This window comes from Klebsiella sp. 10-1 (assembly GCF_009758445.1).
Taxonomy (GTDB): Bacteria; Pseudomonadota; Gammaproteobacteria; order Enterobacterales; family Enterobacteriaceae; genus Klebsiella; species Klebsiella scottii.
Map to the genome: position 1 here is coordinate 390,403 of NZ_WQRE01000003.1, position 24,319 is coordinate 414,721.

Genomic DNA, 24,319 nt, shown 5'->3' on the forward strand with positions numbered 1-24,319 from the left:
CGGCTGTGGCGCGGTATGATGGCTTTTGCCAGCGTCGTTTTTGATTCAGCGTCGCAGCGTACGTGTATAACGTGCAAAAATACTTTTCAGAATGCTCACCATGCCGAAATTTCGAGTTTCTTTGCTCAGCCTGACTTTGCTACTGGCTGTTCCTTTTGCGCCCCAGGCGATAGCAAAAACCCCCGCGACCGTTCACGCCATGCAGCCGGATATCGCTTCCGGTAGCGCGATGATTGTCGATCTTGCGAGTAAAAAAATTGTCTACCAGAGCCAGCCGGATCTGGTTCGCCCGATGGCCTCCATCACCAAAGTGATGACCGCCATGGTGGTACTTGATGCCCATCTGCCGCTGGACGAGATGCTGAGCGTGGACATCAGCCACACCCCCGAAATGAAGGGCATCTATTCACGCGTGCGCCTGAACAGCCAAATCAGCCGCCGTAACATGCTGCTGCTGGCGCTGATGTCTTCGGAAAACCGAGCCGCCGCGAGCCTCGCTCACCATTACCCCGGCGGCTATGACGCCTTTATTCGCGCGATGAACGCCAAGGCGCAGGCGCTGGGCATGACCCATACCCGCTACGTCGAGCCGACCGGCCTGTCGATCCATAACGTCTCGACCGCGCGCGATCTGACTAAGCTGCTGATTGCGACCGAGCAGTATCCGCTGATTGGCCAGCTGAGCACCACCAAAGAGGATATGGCCACTTTCGCCCAGCCGGCCTACACGCTGCCGTTCCGTAACACCAACCATCTGGTGTATCGCGATAACTGGAATATTCAGCTGACCAAAACCGGCTTTACCAACGCTGCGGGCCACTGCCTGATCATGCGCACGGTGATTAATCAGCGCCCGGTGGCGCTGGTGGTGATGGACGCCTTTGGCAAATATACGCACTTTGCCGACGCCAGCCGTCTGCGGACGTGGATTGAAACCGGGAAGGTGATGCCGGTGCCGGCTTCTGCTCTGAGCTATAAAAAGCAGCGCGAAGCGCAGATGGCGGATGCGATGCTGAAAGGCGGCGCGCAGACCGCGCAGAACGACTAATCGGCCCCCAAACTCGGCCATAATAAGCGGCCAGTTCGGGGAATTGCCCGGACTGGCGCTTTTGCGCGCTCTGCGCAAGCGCCAGTCCGGTTTTCGCCAGAAGCTACTCCGGGATCGTCAGGTCGCCGTCGCCAAGCCGACGCTGCATAATTAAGGTATCCCGCCAGTCGCCCATCTTGTAGCCCACGCTGCGCAGCTGGCCCGCCACGCTAAAGCCAAATTTTTTGTGGATCGCCAGCGAGCCGGCGTTATTGTGCCCGTCGCCGATAATAGCCAGCATTTGCCGCCACGGACCCTGTTCGCACTTCGCGATCAACTGTGACAGCAGGGCGCTGCCGATACCGCGCCCGCCCATGCCCGACTCGACGTAAATCGACTCTTCGAGGGTGTAGCGATAGGCGGGGCGAGGGCGGTAAAAGGTGGCGTAGCAGTAGCCGACAATGCTCCCACGCCACAGCGCCACCAGCCACGGCAGCCCGTTGTCGCGTACGGTTTTAATCCGCTTGCGCATTTCGTCGACGGTGGGGGGAATATCCTCAAAGGAGGCGCGTCCGTTCAGCACGTGCCAGACGTACAGCGCGGCGATGGCGTGAGCATCATCGGGCAGGGCTTCGCGGATTTCTAATTCAGCGCTGTGTAACATATCCGCTTCGGACATGGTGGGGCTCCTTAAGCCAGGTTTACCGGAGACGCGTTTTCTTCGGCATGCAGCGTAATACATAACCCCGGTAGATGAATAGCCCTTCGGCCCACCCGCCCGCTGGCGACGGATAAGCCGAATGGGTTCGGCGGTTGGCCTCTGCTGCTGCGCCTACGAGGCGCTGCCGTCGCTCTCCTGGCGCTCGCCCCAGTATTTTTGCTTGCTGGTTTTGCCGATCCCCGGGTTCATGCTGTTGGTCGGGTCGTTCTGGCGGTAGAACTGCTTTAAGCTCTCCGGCGCTTCGTAAAGATGCCCGACGTTGTGCTCGGCGGGATACTGCGCGCCGCGCTCTTTTAACAGCGCCAGCATTTTCTCCTTCAGCTCGTGGGCATCCACGCCTTTCTTGACGATGTAATCCTGGTGGAAGACGTGGCACATAAAGTGGCCGTAGTAGAGCTTATAGACCAGCTGGTCGTCGATGTCGGGCGGCAGATGCTCAAACCACTCGGTGTCGTTGCGGCGCAGCGCGATATCCAGCGCCAGAATATCCTCCACCTCGTCGGCGTGAACGGCCTGGTAGCGAATGGCGGCCCCCGCCGCGGCGAAGCGGTGCAGGAACGCCTTGCTGCCTTCTTCCGCCGTACAGACAAAGAAATCGCCCTCGGCCTGTTTAAAGTACTCCGTCAGCCACGCCTGGGCTTCCTCGACGCCGTCGCCCGCCATCTTCAGCAGCAGGTGATGCTCATATTTATCGCGCCAGGTTTTCATTCGCTCCGGCAGGTGCGCCGGGAAAACGTGACCGATCTTTTGCATAAAGCGGTCGGTGAAGTGCGGTTTAAACAGCGATACCTTCTCCAGAAGCGCATCGGTGCGGCCCTTCATGGTGAAGAAGAACGGCATTTTGTCGGTGCCGAGCTTGTCGATCATCAGGAAGGTGTCTTTGCCGTAGCGCTCGGCGATATCGTAGATATCGCGGTGCATATATTCCCCCGCCACCGGCAGATTTTTAAATTCAGCAAGAATATGACGACGGATTTCGGTCAGCACTTCAGGCCTGTTGCTGCCGATGTAAAACACCTGCTGGCGCTTTTCCGCCGGGAAGGTGTCCAGACGGGCGGCAAAGACCGCCAGCTTGCCGGCGCAGCCCGAAGACTCAAACAGGCGATCGGGGTCGGCGTTGTAGCGCGCCGGCGTGTCGGCGGTGACGTCGCGTACGCGGGTGACGTAATCATGATCGTGGGCGTGGCGGCCGTCGTGAAGGACGTCTTCATCTTTAATTCGATCGTCGTCGAGGCTGCTGAGGATCTGCTCCGGGGTGCTGCCGAGGTCGATGCCCAGATGGTTAACGAGGCGCAGCTTGCCCTGCTCATCAATCTGCGCAAACAGCGACATCTCGGTATAGGCCGGGCCGCGCTGGACCAGCGAGCCGCCGGAGTTATTGCAGATGCCGCCGATAACCGATGCGCCGATGCAGGAGGAGCCAATCACCGAGTGCGGCTCGCGGCCAAACGGCTTCAGCGCTTTCTCCAGCGAATAGAGCGTGGTGCCCGGGAATGCCAGCACCTGCTCGCCTTTACCCAGCAGATGCAGCTTGTCCAGGCGCAGGGTGCTGATAATCACGATGTCGCGATCGTAATCGTTGCCGTTCGGGGTGGAGCCTTCGGTGAGGCCGGTATTCGCAGCCTGCATTAAAATAATTTTATCGGCTTCCACGCAGGCGCTCAGCACCCGCCAGAGTTCCAGCAGCGTTCCGGGAAAGACCACGGCCAGCGCATCGCCGTGGCCGGAACGAAACCCTTTGCGATAGCGCTGGGTTTTTGCCGGGTCGGTTAGCAGGTGCGAGGAGCCAACCAGTCTCGCCAGCTCGGTCAGAAAAGCGTTGTTATGTGGTGTTGCTGCAGATGACATGATCCACTCCTTGTGGTGGGACAAAAAACTCTGCACTAAGAATAGCGCTTTGTATGACAATTTGGTGTATGAATGTTTCGAAAAATCAGAGCAGAAGCCGAGCTTTCTACAGGCGTCTCGCCTATGTTTATGGCAAACTGCGGTTTTTATTATACTTGTCGTCTTACAAGCTGCGCGCGCCGCCAGCCTCGCCCTGTGCGGGCCGGCGCCGGGACGATGAGTCCCCCGGCTCGAAATTGATAGAGTATAGGTTTCGCCAAAATCCTCGCTACTGGAAGAAAGAGAGATAACCATGAAATGGCTCTGTACTGTAGGCCTCGCCGTTAGCCTGGCGCTGCAACCCGCGCTGGCGGATGAACTGTTCGGCAACCATCCTTTGACTCCGCAGGCGCGGGATGCCTTCGTCAGCGAACTGCTGAAAAAAATGACGGTAGACGAAAAGATCGGCCAGCTGCGGCTGATCAGCGTCGGCCCGGATAACCCGAAAGAGGCGATCCGCGAGATGATCAAAGAGAGCCAGGTCGGGGCGATCTTCAACACCGTGACCCGTTCGGATATCCGCGTGATGCAGGACCAGGTGATGCAGCTCAGCCGGCTGAAAATTCCGCTGTTCTTTGCCTACGACGTGCTTCACGGCCAGCGCACCGTCTTCCCGATAAGCCTCGGCCTGGCCTCCTCCTTTAACCTCGACGCGGTGAATACCGTCGGGCGCATTTCGGCCTATGAGGCCGCCGACGATGGCCTCAACATGACCTGGGCGCCGATGGTGGACGTCTCCCGCGATCCGCGCTGGGGACGCGCCTCGGAAGGCTTTGGCGAAGATACCTATTTAACCACCATGATGGGCAAAGCGATGGTTGAGTCGATGCAGGGCAAAAGCCCGGCGGACCGCTACTCGGTGATGACCAGCGTGAAGCACTTCGCCGCCTACGGCGCGGTGGAGGGCGGTAAAGAGTACAACACCGTCGATATGAGCCCGCAGCGCCTGTTCAACGACTATATGCCGCCGTACAAAGCGGGGCTGGATGCCGGCAGCGGCGCGGTAATGGTGGCGCTTAACTCGCTCAACGGCACGCCGGCCACCTCCGATGCGTGGCTGCTAAAAGAGGTGCTGCGCGACGACTGGGGCTTTAAGGGCATTACCGTTTCCGACCACGGCGCGATTAAAGAGCTGATCAAACACGGCGTTGCTTCCGACCCGGAAGACGCGGTGCGCGTGGCGCTGAAGTCCGGCATCAATATGAGCATGAGCGACGAGTACTACAGCAAATACCTGCCGGATCTGGTGAAGTCCGGCAAGGTCACCATGGCGGAGCTGGATGACGCGACGCGCCACGTGCTTAACGTCAAATACGATATGGGGCTGTTTAACGATCCGTACAGCCACCTGGGACCGAAGGAGTCAGACCCGCAGGACACCAACGCCGAAAGCCGCCTGCATCGTAAAGAGGCCCGGGAAGTGGCGCGCGAAAGCCTGGTACTGCTGAAAAACCGTCTTGAGACGCTGCCGCTGAAAAAATCGGGCACCGTTGCGGTTATCGGGCCGCTGGCTGACAGCAAGCGGGACATGATGGGCAGCTGGTCGGCGGCAGGCGTTGCCGATCAGTCGGTTACCGTGCTCACCGGGATTAAAACGGCGCTCGGCGATCGCGGTAAGGTGGTATACGCCCGCGGCGCCAACGTGACTGACGATAAAGGCATCGTTGATTTCCTCAACCTGTATGAGAAAGCGGTGCAGATCGATCCGCGCTCGCCGCAGGCGATGATCGACGAGGCGGTCGCCGCCGCGAAGCAGTCTGACGTGGTCGTCGCGGTTGTCGGCGAAGCGCAGGGGATGGCGCACGAAGCCTCCAGCCGCACCGATATCACGCTGCCCCAGAGCCAGCGCGATTTAATCAGCGCCCTCAAAGCCACCGGTAAACCGCTGGTGCTGGTGCTGATGAACGGCCGCCCGCTGGCGCTGGTCAAAGAGGATCAGCAGGCTGACGCGATTCTGGAGACCTGGTTCGCCGGCACCGAAGGCGGCAACGCCATCGCCGACGTCCTGTTCGGCGACGCGAATCCGTCCGGCAAGCTGCCGATGTCGTTCCCGCGCTCGGTAGGGCAGATCCCGGTCTACTACAGCCACCTCAATACCGGTCGTCCCTACAACGCCGACAAGCCGAATAAGTACACCTCGCGCTACTTTGATGAGGCCAACGGTCCGCTGTACCCGTTTGGCTACGGCCTGAGCTACACCACCTTTAGCGTCTCTGACGTCAAAATGTCGGCTCCGACCATGCGGGCGGACGGCAGCGTGACGGCCAGCGTGCAGGTAACCAATACCGGCAAGCGCGAAGGGGCGACGGTGATCCAGCTGTACCTGCAGGACGTTACCGCCTCGATGAGCCGCCCGGTGAAAATGCTGCGCGGCTTCAAGCGCGTGACCCTCAAGCCGGGCGAGACCCAGACCGTCAGCTTCCCGATTGAGGTCGACGCGCTGAAGTTCTGGAACCAGAAAATGAAATACGCCGCCGAGCCGGGTAAATTCAACGTCTTTATCGGCGTAGATTCTGCCCGCGTGAAGCAGGGTGAGTTTGAATTGCTGTAGTTCAGGCGGGCGCGACGCGCTGACGTTGACTCTCTATCAGGCCGGGTAACCGGCCTTTTCTTTTCCTCTCACTGCGCATTTGGGCTACTCTTTTCTCTTAAGCTTCTGTAAATGGAGCGCAAATTAAAGAGGGAAGCGGGATGATGATTGCAAGCAAATGGTCGGGCGCCCTCGCGCTGGCGGCCCTGGTGAGCCTGCCGCTGCAGGCGGCGGAGCCGGTCAAAGTTGGCTCAAAAATTGATACCGAAGGGGCGCTGCTGGGCAATATTATTTTGCAGGTTCTGGAAAGCCACGGCGTGAAGACGGTGAATAAAATTCAGCTTGGCACCACGCCGGTGGTACGCGGCGCCATTACCGCGGGTGAATTAGATATTTACCCCGAGTATACCGGCAACGGGGCCTTCTTCTTTAAGCAGGAGAACGACCCGGCGTGGAAAAACGCGCAGCAGGGTTATGAGAAGGTCAAAACCCTGGACGGCGAGAAGAATAAGCTGATCTGGCTAACGCCTGCGCCGGCCAACAATACCTGGACCATCGCCGTGCGTCAGGATCTGGCGGAAAAAAACCACCTCACTTCGCTGGCCGATTTGAGCAGCTATCTGCAAAAGGGCGGTGAATTCAAGCTGGCGGCTTCCGCCGAGTTTATCGAACGCCCGGATGCGCTCCCGGCCTTTGAAAAGGCCTACGATTTCAAGCTTAATCAAAACCAGCTGCTGTCGCTGGCGGGCGGCGACACGGCGGTGACCATCAAGGCGGCGGCGCAGCAGACCTCCGGCGTCAACGCGGCGATGGCCTATGGTACCGACGGGCCGGTGGCCGCGCTCGGGCTGCAAACGCTGAGCGACCCGAAAGGCGTGCAGCCGATCTATGCCCCGGCGCCGGTGGTGCGCGAAGCGGTGCTGAAGGCCTATCCGCAGATGGCGCAGTGGCTGCAGCCGGTCTTCGCCAGCCTTGACGAAAAAACGCTGCAGCAGCTCAACGCCAGCATTGCGGTGGAAGGGCTGGATGCGAAGAAAGTTGCCGCAGACTATCTGCAGCAAAAAGGGCTGTTGAAGTAGGTTTTGGTGGCTATTCGTTGCTATAACCGCGTTTCGCTGCTGCTGGCGCTTTTACTGCTGATGATGGTGGCTCTGCCGTTTGTGAACTATGCGCCGAACCGGCTACTCTCCGGAGAGGCGCGCTGGCTGTGGCAGAGCTGGCCGTGGCTGGCCGCCGCGCAGCTGGGCATGGCGATGGCCGTACTGCTGCTTTGCGCGCTGCCCGGGCGCTTACCGCTGCTGTTAACCTTCCTGATAGCCGATGCGCTGCTGCCGCTGCTGTGGTTCGGGGCCGGGCAGGCGGCGCTACAGCTGGCGCAAAGCGGGTCGTCGCTGGCGCGCACTTCGCCGGGCAGCGGGCTGTGGTTTTCGCTGGCGCTGTGCCTGCTGCTGGCCAGCGATGCGATACGGCGCCTGACCGCCCGGGCGCTGTGGCGCTGGCTGCTCAATGCGCAAATCTGGCTAATTCCCTGCATCCTGCTGGCGACGGGGATGCTTGACTCGCTATCGCTGCTAAAAGAGTACGCCAACCGCCAGGATATCTTTGACGATGCCCTGCGCCAGCATGTGCTCCTGCTGCTCGGCACGCTGCTGCCCGCTCTGCTCATCGGAGTCCCGGTGGGCGTGTGGCTCTGGCGGCAGCCGCGGTGGCAGGCGTCGGTGTTTACCTGCCTCAACGTCATTCAAACGATCCCTTCGGTGGCGCTATTTGGCCTGCTGATCGCGCCGCTTGCCGGCCTGACGCGCCGCTTTCCCGCGCTGGCTGAGGCCGGTATCTCCGGCACCGGAACGGCGCCCGCGCTGATTGCGCTGGTGCTCTACGCTCTGCTGCCGCTGGTGCGCGGGGTGGTCACCGGCCTGCAGCAGGTGCCGCGCGAAGCGTTGGAAAGCGCGGCGGGGATGGGCATGAGCGGCGGCCAGCGCTTCTGGCACGTACAGCTGCCGCTGGCGCTGCCGATACTGCTGCGCAGCCTGCGGGTGGTAAGCGTACAAACCGTCGGCATGGCGGTGGTGGCCGCGCTGATCGGCGCCGGGGGATTCGGCGCTCTGGTGTTCCAGGGCCTGCTCAGCAGCGCCCTGGATCTGGTGCTGCTTGGGGTGATCCCGACGATTGCGCTGGCGGTGGTGGTGGATGCGCTTTTTGCGCTGTGGGGCGCGTTGCTAAAAGGAGAGGCGGGTGATTGAATTTGACGGCGTAAACAAATCTTTTGCCGGGCAGCCGGCGGTGAAAAACCTCAATCTGCACCTGCGCGAGGGGGCGTTCTCGGTGCTGATCGGCACCTCCGGTTCGGGCAAGTCGACGACGCTGAAGATGATCAACCGGCTGGTTGAGCACGACAGCGGCACTATCCGCTTCGCCGGCCAGGATATCCGCGAGCAGCCGGTGCTGGCGCTGCGTCGGCGGATGGGCTACGCCATCCAGTCGATCGGCCTGTTTCCCCACTGGACGGTGGCGCAGAATATCGCCACCGTCCCGCAGCTGCAGAAGTGGCCGCGGCGGAAAGTGGCGGAGCGGGTTGATGAACTGATGGCGCTGCTGGGGCTGGAGGCCACGCTGCGGGCGCGCTATCCGCATCAGCTTTCCGGCGGCCAGCAGCAGCGGGTCGGCGTGGCGCGGGCGCTGGCGGCAAATCCTGAGGTTCTGCTGATGGACGAGCCCTTTGGCGCGCTCGATCCGGTGACCCGCGAGGCGCTCCAGCAGGAGATGATCCGTATTCACCGGCTGCTGGGGCGCACGATCGTGCTGGTCACCCACGATATTGACGAAGCGCTGCGGCTGGCGGATCACCTGGTGCTGATGGACGGCGGTGAAGTCGTGCAGCAGGGGGAGCCGCTGCAGATGCTGCTGCAGCCGAAGAATGACTTTGTCGAGACCTTTTTTGGCCGCAGCGAGCTTGGCGTTCGCCTGCTGTCGCTGCGCGGCGTCGCCGACTATCTGCGCCGCGATGAACGTCTCGCCGGAGATACCCTGAACGTGGCGATGACGCTGCGCGAGGCGCTGTCGCTGTTTGTGGCCCACCGTCGCGAGGTGCTGCCGGTGGTGGATGAACGGGGGGCCGCGTGCGGGACGCTGCATTTTGCCGATCTGCTGCGCGAGGAGGTACGGCATGAAGGTTCTGCGTGATCCGCTGCTGTGGCTGCTGGCGCTGTTTATCGCCATTCTGCTGGCGCTCCCCTACAGCGCGCCGCTGTTTAGCGCTCTGTTTCCGGAACTGCCGCGCCCGGTCTATCAGCAGCAGAGCTTTCTTTCGCTGACCCTCGCCCACTGCTGGCTGGTGGCGCTCTCCAGCCTCGCGGCAACCCTTATCGGCGTTGGGGCGGGGATTGCGGTAACGCGCCCCGCGGGCCGCGAATTTCGCCCGCTGGTGGAGACCATTGCCGCAATGGGGCAGACCTTTCCACCGGTGGCGGTTCTGGCGATTGCCGTTCCGGTTATGGGGTTTGGCTGGGAACCGGCGCTGATTGCGCTGGCGCTGTACGGCATACTGCCGGTGCTGCAGGGCACGCTGGCGGGCCTGAGCGCTGTGCCCTCGGGGGTTCTTGAGGTTGCGCAGGGAATGGGAATGACCCGCTGGCAGAGGCTGGTAAAAGTCGAGCTGCCGCTGGCGGCGCCGGTGATGCTGGCCGGTATTCGTACTTCGACGATCGTCAATATAGGGACGGCGACGATTGCCTCAACGGTCGGGGCCAATACCCTCGGCACGCCGATTGTTATCGGCCTGAGCGGGTTTAATACCGCCTATGTGCTGCAAGGGGCGCTGCTGGTGGCGCTGGCGGCGATCGTGGTCGATCGTGGGTTTGAGCGGCTGAATCAGCGAATCAGCCGACACCGCCGCGAACGATAAAGGAGTAACCGGCAAGCATAACGCCGCTGATCCCGCCGATAGCCATAAATAAGAACAGGGTAATAACCGCAATTTTTGCTGGCTTCATAATAGGCTCCTGATGTTAACGGGGCGATTATACGGTGAAGCGCAGGTGTTAATGAAACATTAATTGCTATTTAGCCAGATCGCGCGCCCTTGCTGCTGCCACTCCAGCAGCTGTTCCTGCTCGGCGGGAGCGGGCGTTTCGCCGCACCACACCAGCAGGGTGCTCTCGGGGAACAGCTCCGGGCGAATCTGCGTCAGCGAGTGGGCGACGACGTCGACCCGCCAGCCCTGTTCGCTGGCCACCCAGCCCTCCAGCCACAGCCGGGCGATATCGCCGGTGTTCCAGCCCACGACCAGCGCGTGGCTGCCGGGGTGCTTCCAGGCGCTGGCCAGGCTTTGCGCAATGTGGCTGATGAGGACCCCGTCGAGAATGCCGCGCAGCGCGATAAGCGTCGGCTGGGGGCTAAGCAGGCGATGGCGTAAAGGAACAAACAGGTGGTTGACCAGGGTGTGCGCCGGATAGCTGTGGCTGCGCTCTTTAATCCACGACCGCAGACGACGGTAGCTGCCGTCGTGCAGCAGCGTCAGTACGATCTCCTGCTGTTCGCGCCAGCCGCCTTCCTCCTGCGGGTCGCTGTCGGCGAGCAGCGTTTTGACCTTTCCTACCTGAACGCCGGAGTCAATCCAGCGCTTAATTTCGCGGATGCGGTCAATCTCCTGCTCGTTGAACAGGCGGTGGCCGCCGTCGGTACGCTGAGGTTTGAGCAGACCGTAGCGCCGTTGCCAGGCGCGAAGCGTTACCGGGTTAACGTCACAAAGCTGCGCCACTTCACCAATCGTATAAAGCGTCATCTCTTCCCCTCCCGCAGAATTCTCCTCCTTATAACTGTAGAAGCTGTTTGGGGAAGGGGAAATATTTGCTTATTTTTTGTTCTTTTCGCCGAGGGCGAGGCGCTAAGAAGTGTGATCGCGGCCATGAATGTTCATTTTCTTGTAGCGCTTCAAAGAAAGATTTGCCGGGGCGGTGTATGTTACGCGCTTTCAGGTGATGTGTGGTCTGCGGGTATGTACGAGTTCGATCTGGTGTTGCTGCTGCTCCAGCAGATGTGCGTCTTTTTAGTTATCGCGTGGCTGATGAGCAAGACGCGGCTGTTCATTCCCCTGATGCAGGTCACAGTCCGTCTGCCGCACAAGCTGCTGTGCTACGTTACCTTCTCAATTTTCTGCATTATGGGGACCTACTTCGGTCTGCATATTGAAGACTCTATCGCCAATACCCGGGCCATCGGCGCGGTAATGGGCGGCCTGCTCGGCGGGCCGGTGGTCGGTGGCCTCGTGGGGCTGACCGGCGGGCTGCATCGCTACTCCCTTGGCGGAATGACCGCGCTAAGCTGCATGGTTTCGACCATTGTCGAAGGGCTGCTTGGCGGGCTGGTGCACAGCATCCTCGTGAAGCGCGGGCGGCCGGATAAGGTCTTTAGCCCGCTGACCGCCGGAGCGATCACCTTCTTTGCCGAACTGGTGCAGATGATGATTATCCTGCTGATCGCGCGCCCGTTTCAGGACGCCCTCCATCTGGTTCAGAGCATTGCCGCGCCGATGATGGTCACTAACACCGTTGGCGCCGCGCTGTTTATGCGTATCCTGCTCGATAAGCGGGCGATGTTTGAAAAATACACCTCGGCGTTTTCCGCTACCGCGCTGAAGGTCGCGGCCTCGACGGAGGGGATCCTGCGCCAGGGGTTTAACGAAGAGAACAGCATGCGGGTGGCGCAGGTGCTTATCCAGGAGCTGGATATCGGCGCGGTGGCGATTACCGATCGCGACCGGCTGCTGGCCTTCACCGGCATCGGCGACGATCATCATCTTCCCGGCAAGCCTATCTCCTCCCTCTACACCCAAAAGGCGATCGAAAGCGGCGAAGTGGTATACGCCGACGGCAACGAGGTTCCCTACCGCTGCTCCATCCACCCGCACTGCAAGCTCGGCTCAACGCTGGTGATCCCGCTGCGCGGCGAGAACCAGCGGGTGATTGGCACCATCAAACTGTATGAGGCGAAGAACCGTTTGTTCAGCTCAATCAACCGTACGCTGGGCGAGGGGATTGCCCAGCTGCTGTCGGCGCAAATTCTTGCCGGGCAGTATGAACGACAGAAGGCGCTGTTAACCCAGTCGGAAATTAAGCTGCTGCATGCCCAGGTTAATCCACACTTTCTGTTCAACGCCCTGAATACCCTCAAGGCGGTGATTCGCCGCGACAGCGATCAGGCCGGCCAGCTGGTGCAGTATCTGTCGACCTTCTTTCGCAAAAACCTGAAGCGGCCGTCGGAAATTGTCACCCTGGCGGATGAGATTGAGCATGTGAATGCCTATCTGCAGATTGAAAAAGCGCGTTTTCAGGCCAATCTACAGATTCAGATGCTGGTGCCCGACGCGCTGGCGCATCACCAGCTACCGGCGTTTACGCTGCAGCCGATCGTGGAAAACGCCATTAAGCACGGCACCTCGCAGCATCTTGGCGTGGGCGAGATTATCATTCGCGCCAGCCAGGACGCGCGTTGGCTGCAGCTGGATATCGAAGATAACGCCGGGCTGTATCAGGCCAATCCGGACGCCAGCGGACTCGGCATGAGCCTGGTGGACCGGCGGCTGCGGGCGCGATTTGGCGCTGAGTGTGGAATTACCGTGACCTGTGAAGCCGAGCGCTTTACCCGAGTTACGCTGCGACTGCCCGTGGAGGAGAGCGCGTGTTAAAAGTATTAATCGTTGATGATGAGCCGCTGGCGCGTGAAAACCTGCGTATTTTGCTGGAAGCGCAGAGCGATATTGAGGTCGTGGGGGAGTGCGGTAACGCCGTTGAGGCGATTGGCGCGGTGCACAAGCTGCGCCCGGACGTGCTGTTCCTCGATATCCAGATGCCGCGCATCAGCGGGCTGGAGATGGTCGGCATGCTCGACCCCGAGCACCGGCCCTATATCGTGTTCCTTACCGCCTTCGACGAATATGCGGTTAAGGCGTTCGAAGAGCACGCGTTTGACTATCTGCTCAAGCCGATTGAGGCCGCCAGGCTGGATAAAACTCTGGCTCGCCTGCGCCAGGAGCGCAGCCTGCAGGACATTTCGCTACTCGACGGCGCTCAGCAGGCGCTGAAATATATCCCCTGCAGCGGCCATAGCCGGATCTGGCTGCTGCAGATGGAGGACGTGGCGTTTGTCAGCAGCCGGATGAGCGGTATTTACGTCACCGACAGCGAAGGGAAGGAGGGCTTCACCGAGCTGACCCTGCGCACCCTCGAGAGCCGAACGCCGCTGCTGCGCTGCCACCGTCAGTATCTGGTCAATATGGCCCACCTGAAGGAGATTCGTCTGGAGGAGAACGGCCAGGCCGAGCTGCTGATGCGCGCCGGGCATACGGTGCCGGTTAGCCGCCGCTACTTAAAAAGCCTGAAAGAGGCGATTGGTCTGTAAAACGGCAGAATCGTGGTAGACTTAGCGCCAGTATTTTTCATCATGAAGGCATTATGATCAGCAACGATATCCTACGTAGCCTGCGCTACACCTTGAAAACCAATAATAATGGCCTGGTGCGTATTTTTGCGCTCGGCGATTCCGTCGTCAGCGCAGAGCAGCTGGTACCGTGGCTGAAAAAAGAGGACGAGGACGGCTTCCAGCGCTGTCCGGATATCGTCCTGTCGATCTTCCTGAATGGTCTGATTTACGACAAACGCGGTAAAGATGAGTCCGCGCCGCCGCTGGCGGTTGAGCGTCGGGTGAATAACAATGTCGTGCTGAAAAAGCTGCGCATTGCCTTCTCTCTGAAGACCGACGATATTCTCGCCATTTTGACCCAGCAGCAGTTCCGCGTCTCAATGCCGGAAATTACCGCCATGATGCGCGCGCCGGAGCATAAAAACTTCCGCGAGTGCGGCGACCAGTTCCTGCGCTATTTCCTGCGCGGTCTGACCGAGCGCGTGCACGCCGCCAAACCCTGAGTTTCTGCATCAGGCGGCCCGGCTGGCGCAGCGCTTAGCCGGGCTACGGCCTACTTCACTTCCTGAAAACCCTGCTCTTCGAGTAGTTTTTTCGACACGGACATCGAAACAAACTGCCGCGAGCAGTCGGTGAACATCGATCCCGGTAGCTTGCACAGTTCGCTGATTTTCGCCTCGTTAAAATCGACGCTCAGGTGTTCCTGCGCATAGCTGTCTTTATAGTCGATGGTTTGCTCCACCCCCTTTATGCTGCGATAAACGCTGCTCATCGGTTCAATAATGGCCCGCGCCTGCTCTTCATTGCTGGCGCCGATGGTTTTATAGGGGATGATGTTGTTGGCGTCCTGACGCAGGACTTTGTCGCCCTCATAATAATAGGTAAAACTGAGTTCGACGCCTTCGGCCGCGCGGTTAAAGGTTTTGCTCTGCTCTTTTTTATTGTCGCAGGCGGTCAGCGCCGTGGTCAGCAGAGCGACGACGGCAAGCGCGGTGAGCTTGTGTGTATATTTCATCCCGGTTCCCTGTGTTGATATTAATACCGTTCCGTTGTCAGAATAGCGTATTGATTATTGTTCTTATTAGCAGGGCGTGCAAATTAAAGAGCCTGCCGGGAGAGGCTTCAGGCAAAAAAAACGCTGCCGGGGCAGCGTTTTACGCGGAGATTATTTGACCTGTTGACCAGGCTGGGCGCCGCTGTCCGGGCTGAGCAGGAAGATATCTTTCCCGCCAGGGCCCGCCGCCATCACCATTCCTTCGGAGATGCCGAAGCGCATCTTGCGCGGCGCGAGGTTAGCGACCATCACCGTCAGACGACCAATCAGCGCCTGCGGATCGGGGTAGGCGCTACGGATGCCGGAGAAGACGTTGCGCTTCTCGCCGCCGATATCCAGCGTCAGGCGCAGCAGCTTGTCGGAACCGTCGACGAATTCGGCGTTTTCGATCAGCGCAATGCGCATATCCACTTTGGCAAAATCATCAAAGCTGATGGTTTCCTGCAGCGGATCGTCCGCCAGCGGGCCGGTGGCCGGAGCCGAGAGCGCCTTCACCTCTTCCTTCGATGCCTCTACCAGCGCCTCAACCTGCTTCATTTCGATGCGGTTATACAGCGCTTTGAAGGTGTTGACCTTATGCGCCAGCAGCGGCTGCTGGATCGCATCCCAGCTCAGCTCGCTGTTGAGGAACGCTTCGGCGCGGGCGGTCAGCTGCGGCAGGACCGGCTTGAGCCAGGTCATCAGTACGCGGAACAGGTTGATGCCCATGGAGCAGATAGCCTGCAGATCGGCATCGCGGCCTTCCTGTTTGGCGACTACCCACGGAGCCTGCTCGTCAACGTAGCGGTTAGCCACGTCGGCCAGCGCCATGATTTCACGGATGGCTTTACCGAACTCGCGGCTGTCCCACGCTTCGCCAATGCTTGCTGCCGCATCGGTGAAGGTTTTGTACAGCGCCGGATCGGCCAGCTCAGCGGCCAGCACGCCGTCGAAGCGTTTGGCGATAAAGCCGGCGTTGCGCGACGCGAGGTTAACCAGCTTGTTGACGATGTCGGCGTTGACGCGCTGAATGAAGTCTTCGAGGTTGAGGTCGATATCGTCGATGCGCGAAGAGAGCTTGGCGGCGTAGTAGTAGCGCAGGCTGTCGGCGTCAAAGTGGTTCAGCCAGGTGCTGGCTTTAATGAAGGTTCCGCGCGATTTAGACATCTTCGCGCCGTTGACCGTCACGTAGCCGTGAACGAACAGGTTGGTCGGCTTGCGGAAGCCGCTGCCTTCCAGCATCGCCGGCCAGAACAGGCTGTGGAAGTAGACGATATCCTTGCCGATAAAGTGATACAGCTCGGCGGCGGAATCTTTCTTCCAGTAGGCGTCAAAGCTTTCGCTATCGCCGCGTTTGTCGCACAGGTTTTTGAATGAACCCATGTAGCCGATCGGCGCGTCCAGCCAGACGTAGAAGTATTTGCCCGGCGCGTTGGGAATTTCGAAACCGAAGTACGGCGCATCGCGGGAGATGTCCCACTGCTGCAGACCAGACTCGAACCACTCCTGCATCTTATTCGCCACCTGCTCCTGCAGCGCGCCGCTGCGGGTCCACGCCTGCAGCATTTCGCTAAACGACGGCAGGTCGAAGAAGAAGTGCTCGGATTCACGCATCACCGGCGTCGCGCCGGAAACCACCGATTTCGGCTCGATCAGCTCGGTCGGGCTGTAGGTCGCGCCGCACACTTCGCAGTTATCGCCGTACTGATCCGGTGATTTACATTTCGGGCAGGTCCCCTTCACGAAACGGTCAGGGAGGAACATCCCTTTTTCCGGATCGTAGAGCTGAGAGATGGTGCGGTTTTTAATAAAACCGTTCTCTTTCAGGCGCGAGTAGATAAGCTCCGACAGCTCGCGGTTTTCGTCGCTGTGCGTGGAGTGGTAGTTATCGTAGCTAATGTCGAAGCCGGCAAAATCGGCCTGGTGCTCCTGACTCATCTCGCCAATCATCTGCTCCGGAGAGACGCCAAGCTGCTGGGCTTTCAGCATGATCGGCGTGCCGTGGGCGTCGTCGGCGCAGATGAAGTTGACCTCGTGGCCGCGCATTCGCTGGTAACGGACCCAGACATCAGCCTGGATGTGCTCCAGCATGTGGCCGAGGTGGATTGAGCCGTTGGCGTACGGCAGCGCGCACGTTACCAGAATTTTCTTCGCGACTTGAGTCATAGTGAGCATTACATCTTCTGTTGTAAAAAGGGCTTTTGATATTACCAAAAGGGCACTGGGTGCGCCATAAATGGCTGACCATATATGGATAATCCCCAGCTGTGATAAACTCAATCATTACTGAAAGCATCTCATAACAACAAAGGAGTCGGGATGAATTCGCAATCCCAGGCCAAATCCCCCGAACGTCTACGCGCGATGGTCGCCGGAACGCTGGCTAATTTTCAGCACCCCACTTTGAAGCACAATCTCACCGCGCTGAAGGCGCTGCACCACGTCGCCTGGCTGGACGACACCGTGCATATCGAGATTCAGATGCCGTTCGTCTGGCACAGCGCTTTTGAAGCCCTGAAAGAGCAGTGCAGCGCCGATCTGCTGCGCATTACCGGCGCCCAGGCTATCGACTGGAAGCTGACGCACAGCATCGCCACCCTGAAGCGGGTGAAAAACCAGCCGGGCGTCAACGGCGTGAAGAATATTATTGCCGTGAGCTCCGGTAAGGGCGGGGTCGGGAAATCGTCTACGGCGGTTAACCTCGCGCTGGCGCTGGCGGCGGAAGGGGCCAAGGTCGGGATTCTCGACGCCGATATTTACGGCCCGTCGATTCCTACCATGCTGGGCGCGGAAGATCAGCGCCCCACCTCGCCGGACGGCACCCATATGGCGCCGATTATGAAATTCGGCCTCGCCACCAACTCGATCGGCTATCTGGTGACTGACGACAACGCTATGGTGTGGCGCGGCCCGATGGCCAGCAAGGCGCTGATGCAGATGCTGCAGGAGACGCTGTGGCCGGATCTCGACTACCTGGTGCTGGATATGCCGCCAGGCACCGGCGACATTCAGCTGACGCTGGCGCAGAACATCCCGGTGACCGGCGCGGTTGTGGTCACCACGCCGCAGGACATCGCGCTGATCGATGCCAAAAAGGGCATTGTGATGTTCGAAAAAGTGGAGGTGCCGGTGCTGGGTATCGTGGAGAACATGAGCATGCATATTTGCAGCAACTGTGGTCACCATGAGCCTATCTTTGGCACCGGCGGCGCGCAGAAGCTGGCGGAGCAATATCATACCCAGCTGCTGGCCCAGCTGCCGCTGCACATTCATCTGCGTGAGGACCTGGATAACGGTACCCCGACGGTGATCGCCCGCCCGGAAAGCGAGTTTACCGATATCTATCGCCAGCTGGCAGGGCGCGTGGCGGCCCAGCTCTACTGGCAAGGTGAGGTTATTCCCAGCGAGATCGCCTTCCGCGCGGTTTAACCGCCGCGCGTAAAACAACGCCCGGGACTTCGCTGCGCCATGCGGGAGCAGCAGAAGGACCGGGCGTTTTTCGTTGCGGCTAGCGGCCGCTGCGCGCTGCGTGAGCCTTGCAATCAGTGCTGGTAGAAAATCTCGCCGTCGTAAATTTTGACAATTTTACCTTCAGGCTCGGTGACCAGCACATAGCTGCCGCCCATGTAGGTCCAGTGGGTGTTAACGTCTGGCGCAGGCAGGTGGCGCTGCTGCCACTGCTTAATGGTGTACTCCGGGGTCATATACAGCGCCGGTACGGTATCGCCTACGCGAAACTGCTGGAAGTCGGAGGTAACGCCGTCCAGCTCATATTTCTGCAGATCGGCGGCGGAAACCGACCCAACGACGCCGGCGCTCGCCAGCAGTACGCCCAGAAGCAGCATTTTTGTTTTACGCATAAATTCCTCATTATTATCCTGGACACAAAATCGCAGCCTCGTATCATTCCGAAGCATGACGGCGATGGCAAGTACTGGTTGATTAAAAATGTAAGCAAACGATGGTGCCGGTTACGCGATTCAGCGAACTGCGCCAGTTTTAGGAAAAGTCCGGCGATTCGGAGGTGGGAGTTAATATGTTCAGGCTGGAAGATCTGACGTTATTTGTCCGCGCGGCGGCGCTCGGCAGCTTTAGCGGCGCGGCGCGGGAGGTCGGGCAGCAGCCGGCGCAGGTGAGCGCGGCGATTAAGCGTCTGGAGACCACGCTGAATATCCGTCTTTTTGCCCGCTCAACCCGCAGCCTGCGCCTGACCCCCGAAGGGGAGACCTGGCTGCCCTATGCGACGCAGATGCTCGACACCCTGCACGCCGGGCTGCAAAAAATCCAGCTGCCGGATGACGAAATCCGCGGCACGCTGCAAATTGCGGTGCCCTCCGACCTTGGGCGCAATCTGCTGCTGACGGTGTTTCGCGCCTTTCGCCAGCGCTACCCGGAGCTCAGGCTGCGCATCCTGTTCTCCGATCATCGCACCGACGTGTTTAAAGATCCGGTAGACGTGGCGTTTCGCTATGGCGATAACGACGACGCCTCGTTTATCTCGCTGCCCGTCGCCCCGGAAAACCGCCGGGTGCTGGTGGCCTCCCCGGCGTGGATCGCCGAACACGGCGAACCGCAGACCCTGGAGGAGCTGGCGCAGCGTAACGCTCTGCTGTACGTGCTGCGCGGCAGGCAGTTCGATCGCTGGTCATTAAGCCTGGCGGGGGAGGTTCAGCACGTGCAGGTTTCTGGCGTTATCGTCAGCGACGATGCGGAAGTGATTCGCCGTCTGGCGATTGCCGGGGAGGGGTTTGCCTACAAATCCTGGCTCGACGTCAGCGACGATATTCGCGCCGGGCGGCTGAAGGTTCTCCTGCCGCAGTATCAGGGCGACCGGGTGCCGCTGAATATGATTTGCCCGCACCGCAAGCAGCTCTCTGCCGCGGTGCGTTTGCTGTATGAAGAGGTGAAGGCCCGCTGCGAGGCGCTGCAGAACCAGCGCCCGGCGCCTTAGTGCCTTACCAGCGTCGCGAAGTAGTAGACCAGCGGAATCGCGAGGATCCACAGCCCTAACGGGATCTCGCGCCACTTTCCGGCAACGGCCTTAATCACGATATAGAACAGCAGCCCGCCGGCGATGCCGGTACCAAAGCTGTTGGCAATAAGGGTGATCATCACCATCATTAACACCGGCAGCCCGTCGGTAAAGTTGGCTAAATCGACCTTGCGCAGACCGCTGAACATATTCAGACCAATCAGGATCAGCGCCGGCGCGGTGGCCTCTTTAGGGATCATCAGCGCAATCGGGGTAAACAGCAGCATCAGCAGGAACATCACCGCCGCCGCCAGCGCCGTCAGCCCGGTTTTGCCGCCCGCTTCGGCCGCCGCGGAGGACTCAATCAGCGCGGTGGCTGCCGGAATACCGACCCACGGCCCGATAGCTGCGGCGATGGAGTCGACCATAAACGGCCGGTTGATGTGCACCATATTGCCCTCCTCATCCAGCAGGCCCGCCTCGCCGCCTACCGCCAGAGTTGTCCCCATGGTGGAGAAGAACTCAGAGGCGAAAAAGATAAACAGAAACGGCAGAAAGGCGATATTCAGCGCGCCGAGCATATCGACGTGACCGAGCACCGGCGTCAGCGAGTGCGGCATGGCGATAAAGCTGGTCGGCAGCCGGGTGACGCCGGCCGGGATCCCCACGAGGGTGGCAACGAGGATGGCCCACAGAATCGCGCCCGGAATGCGCCGTGCCTGCAGCGCAATGGCGAGAAACAGGCCGCACAGCGCCACCAGCGCGCCGGGGGCCAGGAAATCGCCGAGCATCAGGGCGTTGGTTTTCGCATTCGCCAGCACCAGGCCGGCGTTGCGAAAGCCGAGAACCGCCACGAACAGCCCGATGGAGGCCGTTAGCCCCAGCTTGATCGACTGCGGCACCGAGCGGGTCACTACCTCGCGCAGGCCGAATTTGGTCAACAGGAAAAACAGAATTCCGGACCAGCAGGCGATGCCGAGGCCGATTTGCCAGCCGATACCTTCGCTACCGGCCAGGGTGACGCCCACCAGCACCGATCCGCCGATGCCGGGGCCGACGATAAACGGCAGGTTAGCGTAGAACGCCATCAGCAGCGTTCCGGCGACGAAGACCAGAATCGTTCCGGTGGTAACCGCGCCTTTATCCATCCCGCCTACCGCCAGCAGGCCGGGAATAACCACCAGCAGATAGGCGGCGGCGAGAAAGCCGGTGACCCCCGCCAGGCACTCGGTACGCAGCGTACTGCCGCGTGAGTAGAGGGAAAATCGCCGTTCCAGCCAGCTGCCCCGGGTTGATGCAGGAAGTGTGTTGTCAGCCATTATCAGGCTCCGTGGTGATTATTGTTGTTGGTATGCTCCGGGGTTTCCCGGCAGGCTATCAGCGGGTCGACGATCCGGCGGGTGGTGCCGTCGGTCAAACCCAAATCGGTCAAATGCGGCCCGGCGTTACAGGCGAGGCAGGTCCCCTCGATGGCCTTAAACACCCGATACGGCGGCTCCCAGTCGGCAATTTCGGCGCTCAGATCGCGCAGCTCGCGGAACTGGCGCGCAAGCTCCGGCGCCGGCAGGTCGGAAAGCATCCCGGCAATCGGCATGGCGACGTGGGCCAGAATCTCTCCCCGCTGCGCCAGCGCCATGCCGCCGCCGGAGGCGATCAGCCGGTTGGCGGCCCGCGCCATCTCTTCGGCGTCTCGCCCGAGCACCACGAGGTTGTGCGAGTCGTGGGAGTAGCTGGTGGCAATCGCCCCGCGCAGCTCGCCCCAGCCCTCAAGCAGGGCAATCTGCGGCGTCGCCTGATGGCGCCCGTGGCGGTGCTTGACCCAAATCAGGCTGAAGCCGTCGGGCAGCTGGACGCTGCCGTCGCGGATCTGCACCTCAACTTCCCCCCACTGCGTAAAACGCGCGCCGCGAATATGCCGCAGGCGGGCGACGCCGTGGCGAATACCGCCGACCTTGAGGATAAAGTCGTCGGCGCTCAGCGGCGCAAGCTGCAGGGTATCGCGCGGCGGCGTGACGTCGGTGGCCGCAGGAATGGGCTGGTGCAGCTGTCCGTCCCGGGCAATTAGCTTCCCGGCGACATAGACCTCGCGCGCCTGCAGCTCATCCAGATCGGGAAACACCACCAGGTCCGCGCGGCGGCCGGCGGCAATCAGGCCTAAGTCATGGCGCTGCAGGCGGATCGCCGCGTTCAGCGTGGCGAAACGCAGGGCATCGGTGGCCGGCAGGCCGTGCCCAATCAGCAGGTTTAGCAGGGCGATAATGCCGCCTTTTTCCAGCAGCATATCCGGCGGCACATCGTCGGTGCAGACGGTGATTTGCGAGGAGAGATGCGGCAGGGTTTTCAGCGCCTTGACGATATCCTCCAGCAGATAGGGGTGCGAGCCGCGAATCTGCAGCGTCAGGCCGGCGCGCAGCTTTTCCAGCGCATCCTCCGCCGAGGTAAGCTCATGATCGGAGGTGACGCCGGCGGCCAGATAGGCCTGCAGATCCGCGCCGTTCAGCCCGCGGGCGTGGCCTTCAATCAGCTTGCCGCTGTTGAGACCCGCCTGGACTATCTCCTGCATCCGCTCGCTGGCGTGCAGCACGCCGTGCATATCCATCACTTCCGCCACGCCGCGCACTTCCGGCCACGCCAGCATGGTGGTCATCTCTTCTCCGGCAAAATCGGCGCCGGACATCTCCAGCCCAGGCGTGGACGGGACGCTGGAGGGGGCGGCGACCATCACCTCCAGCGGCAGATTGCGGCTGGCGGCAACGGCGTAGCGCACGCCCTCCACGCCGAGAACGTTGGCCAGCTCGTGCGGATCCCAAAATACCGCCGTCGTTCCCTGGGCGAGGACGATTTCCGCGTAGCGCTCGGGAGGCAGATGGGAGCTTTCGAGGTGGACGTGGGTATCCATCAGCCCCGGAGAGAGGTATGCGCCCCGCAGGTCGTGGGATTCCGCGGCATCGCTGCGGCTACCGCGCGGGTGGACGCTGGCAATCATCTCTCCGACGATGCCGACGTCGGCGGCGCGGATTTCCCCGGTGACCATATCAACGATCTGTCCCCCGGTGAGTAAGAGGTCGAACGGCAATTCGCCCCGGGCGGCCTGCACGGCGCGGCGGCGGTTTTCAGCACTGCTGGACATAACAACTCCGGCACAAGGATAATGGCGATACTCTAGGGGCACAGCAAACGTTTGCCCAGATGAATAAATTTATCGCCCGATAAGCTCGGGTTATTCTGCCTGCTCACTCTCAGCGATGGATAACATGACCGAACCGTGGCAGCGGCTGCCCGCGCTTTCTCTCAAGCAGCTACAGTATTTTGTTACCCTGGCGCAGCTGCGTCATTTTACCGATACCGCCAACCGGCTGGCCATCAGCCAACCGGCGCTGAGCAGCGCGCTGCGGCAGGTGGAGGCGGTGCTCGGCGGCAAGCTGGTGAACCGCACCGCCTCTTCGGTCACGCTAACCGAACTGGGCGCGGCGATCCTGCCCCACGCGCAGCGCGTGCTGAGCGTGGCCCAACTGGCGTTTGATGATATGCGGCAGATTGTCGAAGCCGGCGGCGACGGTACGGTGCGCATTGGGCTGATGCCGTCGGTCAGCTCGCTGCTTTTTCCCCTGCTGCCGCAGACCCTGGCCGAGACCTTTCCGCGCCTGCGGGTCGAGTTTCACGATCGGGCCAACGACGCGCTGGTGCGCGAACTGCTGAGCGGGCAGATTGATTTCGCCGTGGGCGCCATCGACAGCTCGTTGCCCGCAGAGCTGCAGGTTTATCCGCTGCGTGAGGACCCGTTTGTGGCGGTGCTGCACGGCGACGATCCGCTCGCCAGCCAGCCGCATCTGCCGTGGAAGCTGCTGGCCGGTCGCGAAATCGCGGTGTTCTCGAAAGGCAATATCCAGCGGCTGGTGGGGGCGCTGGCGGAGAGCCATCGCCTGACGCTGAATACGCGCTATCAGGTGGACTATATCGAAACGCTGTATGGCCTGGTGCGGTCGCGCCTGGCGATAGCCATTCTGCCCGAGCTCTATACCACTCATTTATGCGATCCGCAGCTGAAGATAGCCCAGTTGCAGCAGCCCGCGCTGAGCCGCACCGTGGCGCTAATGCGCGGGCCGCAGCCGCTACCGCCGCTGATTGAGTCCAGCTTCGCGTTGCTGCTGAGTTCGCTGCGGGAAGTGAATCCGTAATCAGCCGCCACTCTTTCGGGGAGGCCGCAGCGCTGGGTCAGGGCAGGTGCTTAATCAGCACGTCCACGCTGAGGTGATTGATGTACTCGAGCGAGCGGGAAGCCATCACCCCCAGCAGGCGGTTGCGGTGGCCGGCAATAATCAAATCGATATTGCGCTGGCGCACGCACTCCTCGACGTCGGCAAAGCGGCGGGCGGTGACCAGCGCCAGCGTCTGCACCGGCAGAGCGACGGTGGTAGCCAGTTCGTTGAGCAGGGCTTTGGCCTGGATCACCTCCTGCGAGACGTCATCATCCATCAGGCTGTCGGAAACATAGTTCAGCGCCCGATAGTCGGTACTGATATGGGCGATGGTTATCTTCATGGCGTTCTCTTCGGCCATTTTAGCCGCGTGCTGAAGCAGCGGAACCCCGTCAGTGCTGCTGTTAATCAGCACCAGCGCATGGTGATAAACGGACATAGCCCACCTCGGTTGGTTATCTGCGCAAAACATTATTCCCACTGCTAATCTTGTGCCCGGGTAGCGGCGAAAGCAAATCGATATGTGCGTAA

22 protein-coding genes are annotated in these 24,319 nt (G+C 60.7%); 12 read left to right on the plus strand and 10 right to left on the minus strand.

Translation table 11 applies throughout. The annotated features are described in order from the left end of the window. The first annotated feature begins 100 nt into the window (after window positions 1-100). Entirely contained in the window at window positions 101-1,048 is a 948-nt protein-coding gene (pbpG, locus tag GO007_RS13775; RefSeq protein ID WP_095100767.1) for a D-alanyl-D-alanine endopeptidase, read from the plus strand. Between the two features lie 103 nt (window positions 1,049-1,151). On the opposite strand, the gene GO007_RS13780 is transcribed toward pbpG, so the two are convergent. Continuing rightward, window positions 1,152-1,706 carry a GNAT family N-acetyltransferase gene (locus tag GO007_RS13780; protein WP_041146457.1) on the minus strand — a complete coding sequence of 185 codons (555 nt, stop codon included), beginning with the start codon at window positions 1,704-1,706 and terminating at the stop codon, window positions 1,152-1,154. A 153-nt stretch (window positions 1,707-1,859) separates the two neighbouring features. After that, window positions 1,860-3,596 carry a D-lactate dehydrogenase gene (gene dld / locus GO007_RS13785; protein WP_095100769.1) on the minus strand — a complete coding sequence of 579 codons (1,737 nt, stop codon included), beginning with the start codon at window positions 3,594-3,596 and terminating at the stop codon, window positions 1,860-1,862. Between the two features lie 292 nt (window positions 3,597-3,888). Here dld and bglX point away from each other — a divergent pair, with 292 nt between their 5' ends. From bglX to GO007_RS13810, 5 genes are all read left to right on the plus strand, one after another. Next, entirely contained in the window at window positions 3,889-6,186 is a 2,298-nt protein-coding gene (gene bglX / locus GO007_RS13790; protein WP_095100773.1) for a beta-glucosidase BglX, read from the plus strand. Between the two features lie 140 nt (window positions 6,187-6,326). Beyond that, window positions 6,327-7,244 (plus strand): glycine betaine ABC transporter substrate-binding protein OsmF, encoded by a 918-nt coding sequence (gene osmF / locus GO007_RS13795; protein ID WP_095100775.1) that lies wholly within the window; start codon window positions 6,327-6,329, stop codon window positions 7,242-7,244. Between the two features lie 6 nt (window positions 7,245-7,250). Beyond that, window positions 7,251-8,408 (plus strand): ABC transporter permease, encoded by a 1,158-nt coding sequence (locus GO007_RS13800; RefSeq protein WP_095101347.1) that lies wholly within the window; start codon window positions 7,251-7,253, stop codon window positions 8,406-8,408. Next, entirely contained in the window at window positions 8,401-9,348 is a 948-nt protein-coding gene (locus GO007_RS13805; RefSeq protein ID WP_095100777.1) for an ABC transporter ATP-binding protein, read from the plus strand. The genes GO007_RS13800 and GO007_RS13805 overlap by 8 nt, the downstream gene beginning before the upstream one ends. Then, complete coding sequence (locus GO007_RS13810) at window positions 9,332-10,069, plus strand: ABC transporter permease (protein ID WP_095100779.1); 738 nt, start codon at window positions 9,332-9,334, stop codon at window positions 10,067-10,069. The genes GO007_RS13805 and GO007_RS13810 overlap by 17 nt, the downstream gene beginning before the upstream one ends. On the opposite strand, the gene GO007_RS13815 is transcribed toward GO007_RS13810, so the two are convergent. Continuing rightward, complete coding sequence (locus GO007_RS13815; protein ID WP_071844955.1) at window positions 10,044-10,157, minus strand: protein YohO; 114 nt, start codon at window positions 10,155-10,157, stop codon at window positions 10,044-10,046. The genes GO007_RS13810 and GO007_RS13815 overlap by 26 nt on opposite strands. Window positions 10,158-10,216: 59 nt before the next feature. Next, window positions 10,217-10,948, minus strand: coding sequence for a MerR family transcriptional regulator (locus GO007_RS13820; RefSeq protein WP_095100781.1), 732 nt, complete (start codon window positions 10,946-10,948; stop codon window positions 10,217-10,219). A 213-nt stretch (window positions 10,949-11,161) separates the two neighbouring features. On the opposite strand from GO007_RS13820, the gene GO007_RS13825 reads away from it, so the two are divergent. Genes GO007_RS13825 through GO007_RS13835 form a run of 3 tightly spaced genes read left to right on the plus strand, consistent with a single transcriptional unit; the run spans window position 11,162 to window position 14,087 of the window. Continuing rightward, window positions 11,162-12,850, plus strand: coding sequence for a sensor histidine kinase (locus tag GO007_RS13825; RefSeq protein ID WP_095100783.1), 1,689 nt, complete (start codon window positions 11,162-11,164; stop codon window positions 12,848-12,850). Next, complete coding sequence (gene btsR, locus GO007_RS13830) at window positions 12,844-13,563, plus strand: two-component system response regulator BtsR (protein ID WP_095100785.1); 720 nt, start codon at window positions 12,844-12,846, stop codon at window positions 13,561-13,563. Before GO007_RS13825 ends, btsR begins: the two co-directional genes overlap by 7 nt. A 53-nt stretch (window positions 13,564-13,616) precedes the next feature. Then, window positions 13,617-14,087: a YehS family protein gene (locus GO007_RS13835; protein WP_095100787.1), complete on the plus strand. Its 471-nt coding sequence runs from the start codon at window positions 13,617-13,619 to the stop codon at window positions 14,085-14,087. A 50-nt stretch (window positions 14,088-14,137) separates the two neighbouring features. Here GO007_RS13835 and GO007_RS13840 read toward each other — a convergent pair whose 3' ends face one another. Beyond that, window positions 14,138-14,599: a YehR family lipoprotein gene (locus tag GO007_RS13840; protein WP_095100789.1), complete on the minus strand. Its 462-nt coding sequence runs from the start codon at window positions 14,597-14,599 to the stop codon at window positions 14,138-14,140. Window positions 14,600-14,749: 150 nt separating this feature from the next. Next, window positions 14,750-16,783: a methionine--tRNA ligase gene (gene metG / locus GO007_RS13845; protein WP_095100791.1), complete on the minus strand. Its 2,034-nt coding sequence runs from the start codon at window positions 16,781-16,783 to the stop codon at window positions 14,750-14,752. A gap of 153 nt (window positions 16,784-16,936) precedes the next feature. Here metG and apbC point away from each other — a divergent pair, with 153 nt between their 5' ends. Further along, window positions 16,937-18,046 (plus strand): iron-sulfur cluster carrier protein ApbC, encoded by a 1,110-nt coding sequence (gene apbC / locus GO007_RS13850; RefSeq protein WP_095100793.1) that lies wholly within the window; start codon window positions 16,937-16,939, stop codon window positions 18,044-18,046. A gap of 113 nt (window positions 18,047-18,159) precedes the next feature. Here apbC and GO007_RS13855 read toward each other — a convergent pair whose 3' ends face one another. Further along, window positions 18,160-18,477: an RcnB family protein gene (locus GO007_RS13855; protein ID WP_095100795.1), complete on the minus strand. Its 318-nt coding sequence runs from the start codon at window positions 18,475-18,477 to the stop codon at window positions 18,160-18,162. Between the two features lie 176 nt (window positions 18,478-18,653). Here GO007_RS13855 and GO007_RS13860 point away from each other — a divergent pair, with 176 nt between their 5' ends. Further along, window positions 18,654-19,568 (plus strand): LysR family transcriptional regulator, encoded by a 915-nt coding sequence (locus tag GO007_RS13860; protein ID WP_095100797.1) that lies wholly within the window; start codon window positions 18,654-18,656, stop codon window positions 19,566-19,568. Here GO007_RS13860 and GO007_RS13865 read toward each other — a convergent pair. Both GO007_RS13865 and GO007_RS13870 read right to left on the minus strand, forming a co-directional pair. Continuing rightward, window positions 19,565-20,908: an NCS2 family permease gene (locus tag GO007_RS13865; RefSeq protein WP_095100799.1), complete on the minus strand. Its 1,344-nt coding sequence runs from the start codon at window positions 20,906-20,908 to the stop codon at window positions 19,565-19,567. The two genes, GO007_RS13860 and GO007_RS13865, sit on opposite strands and share 4 nt — an antisense overlap. Window positions 20,909-20,910: 2 nt before the next feature. Further along, window positions 20,911-22,719 carry an adenine deaminase gene (locus tag GO007_RS13870; protein WP_095100801.1) on the minus strand — a complete coding sequence of 603 codons (1,809 nt, stop codon included), beginning with the start codon at window positions 22,717-22,719 and terminating at the stop codon, window positions 20,911-20,913. Between the two features lie 124 nt (window positions 22,720-22,843). Between GO007_RS13870 and GO007_RS13875 the strand changes: the two genes are divergently transcribed. Further along, entirely contained in the window at window positions 22,844-23,767 is a 924-nt protein-coding gene (locus tag GO007_RS13875; protein ID WP_095100803.1) for a LysR family transcriptional regulator, read from the plus strand. A gap of 37 nt (window positions 23,768-23,804) precedes the next feature. Here GO007_RS13875 and GO007_RS13880 read toward each other — a convergent pair whose 3' ends face one another. Beyond that, on the minus strand, window positions 23,805-24,227 hold the full coding sequence (locus tag GO007_RS13880) for a universal stress protein (protein ID WP_095100805.1): 423 nt from the start codon (window positions 24,225-24,227) through the stop codon (window positions 23,805-23,807). Window positions 24,228-24,319: the final 92 nt, after the last annotated feature.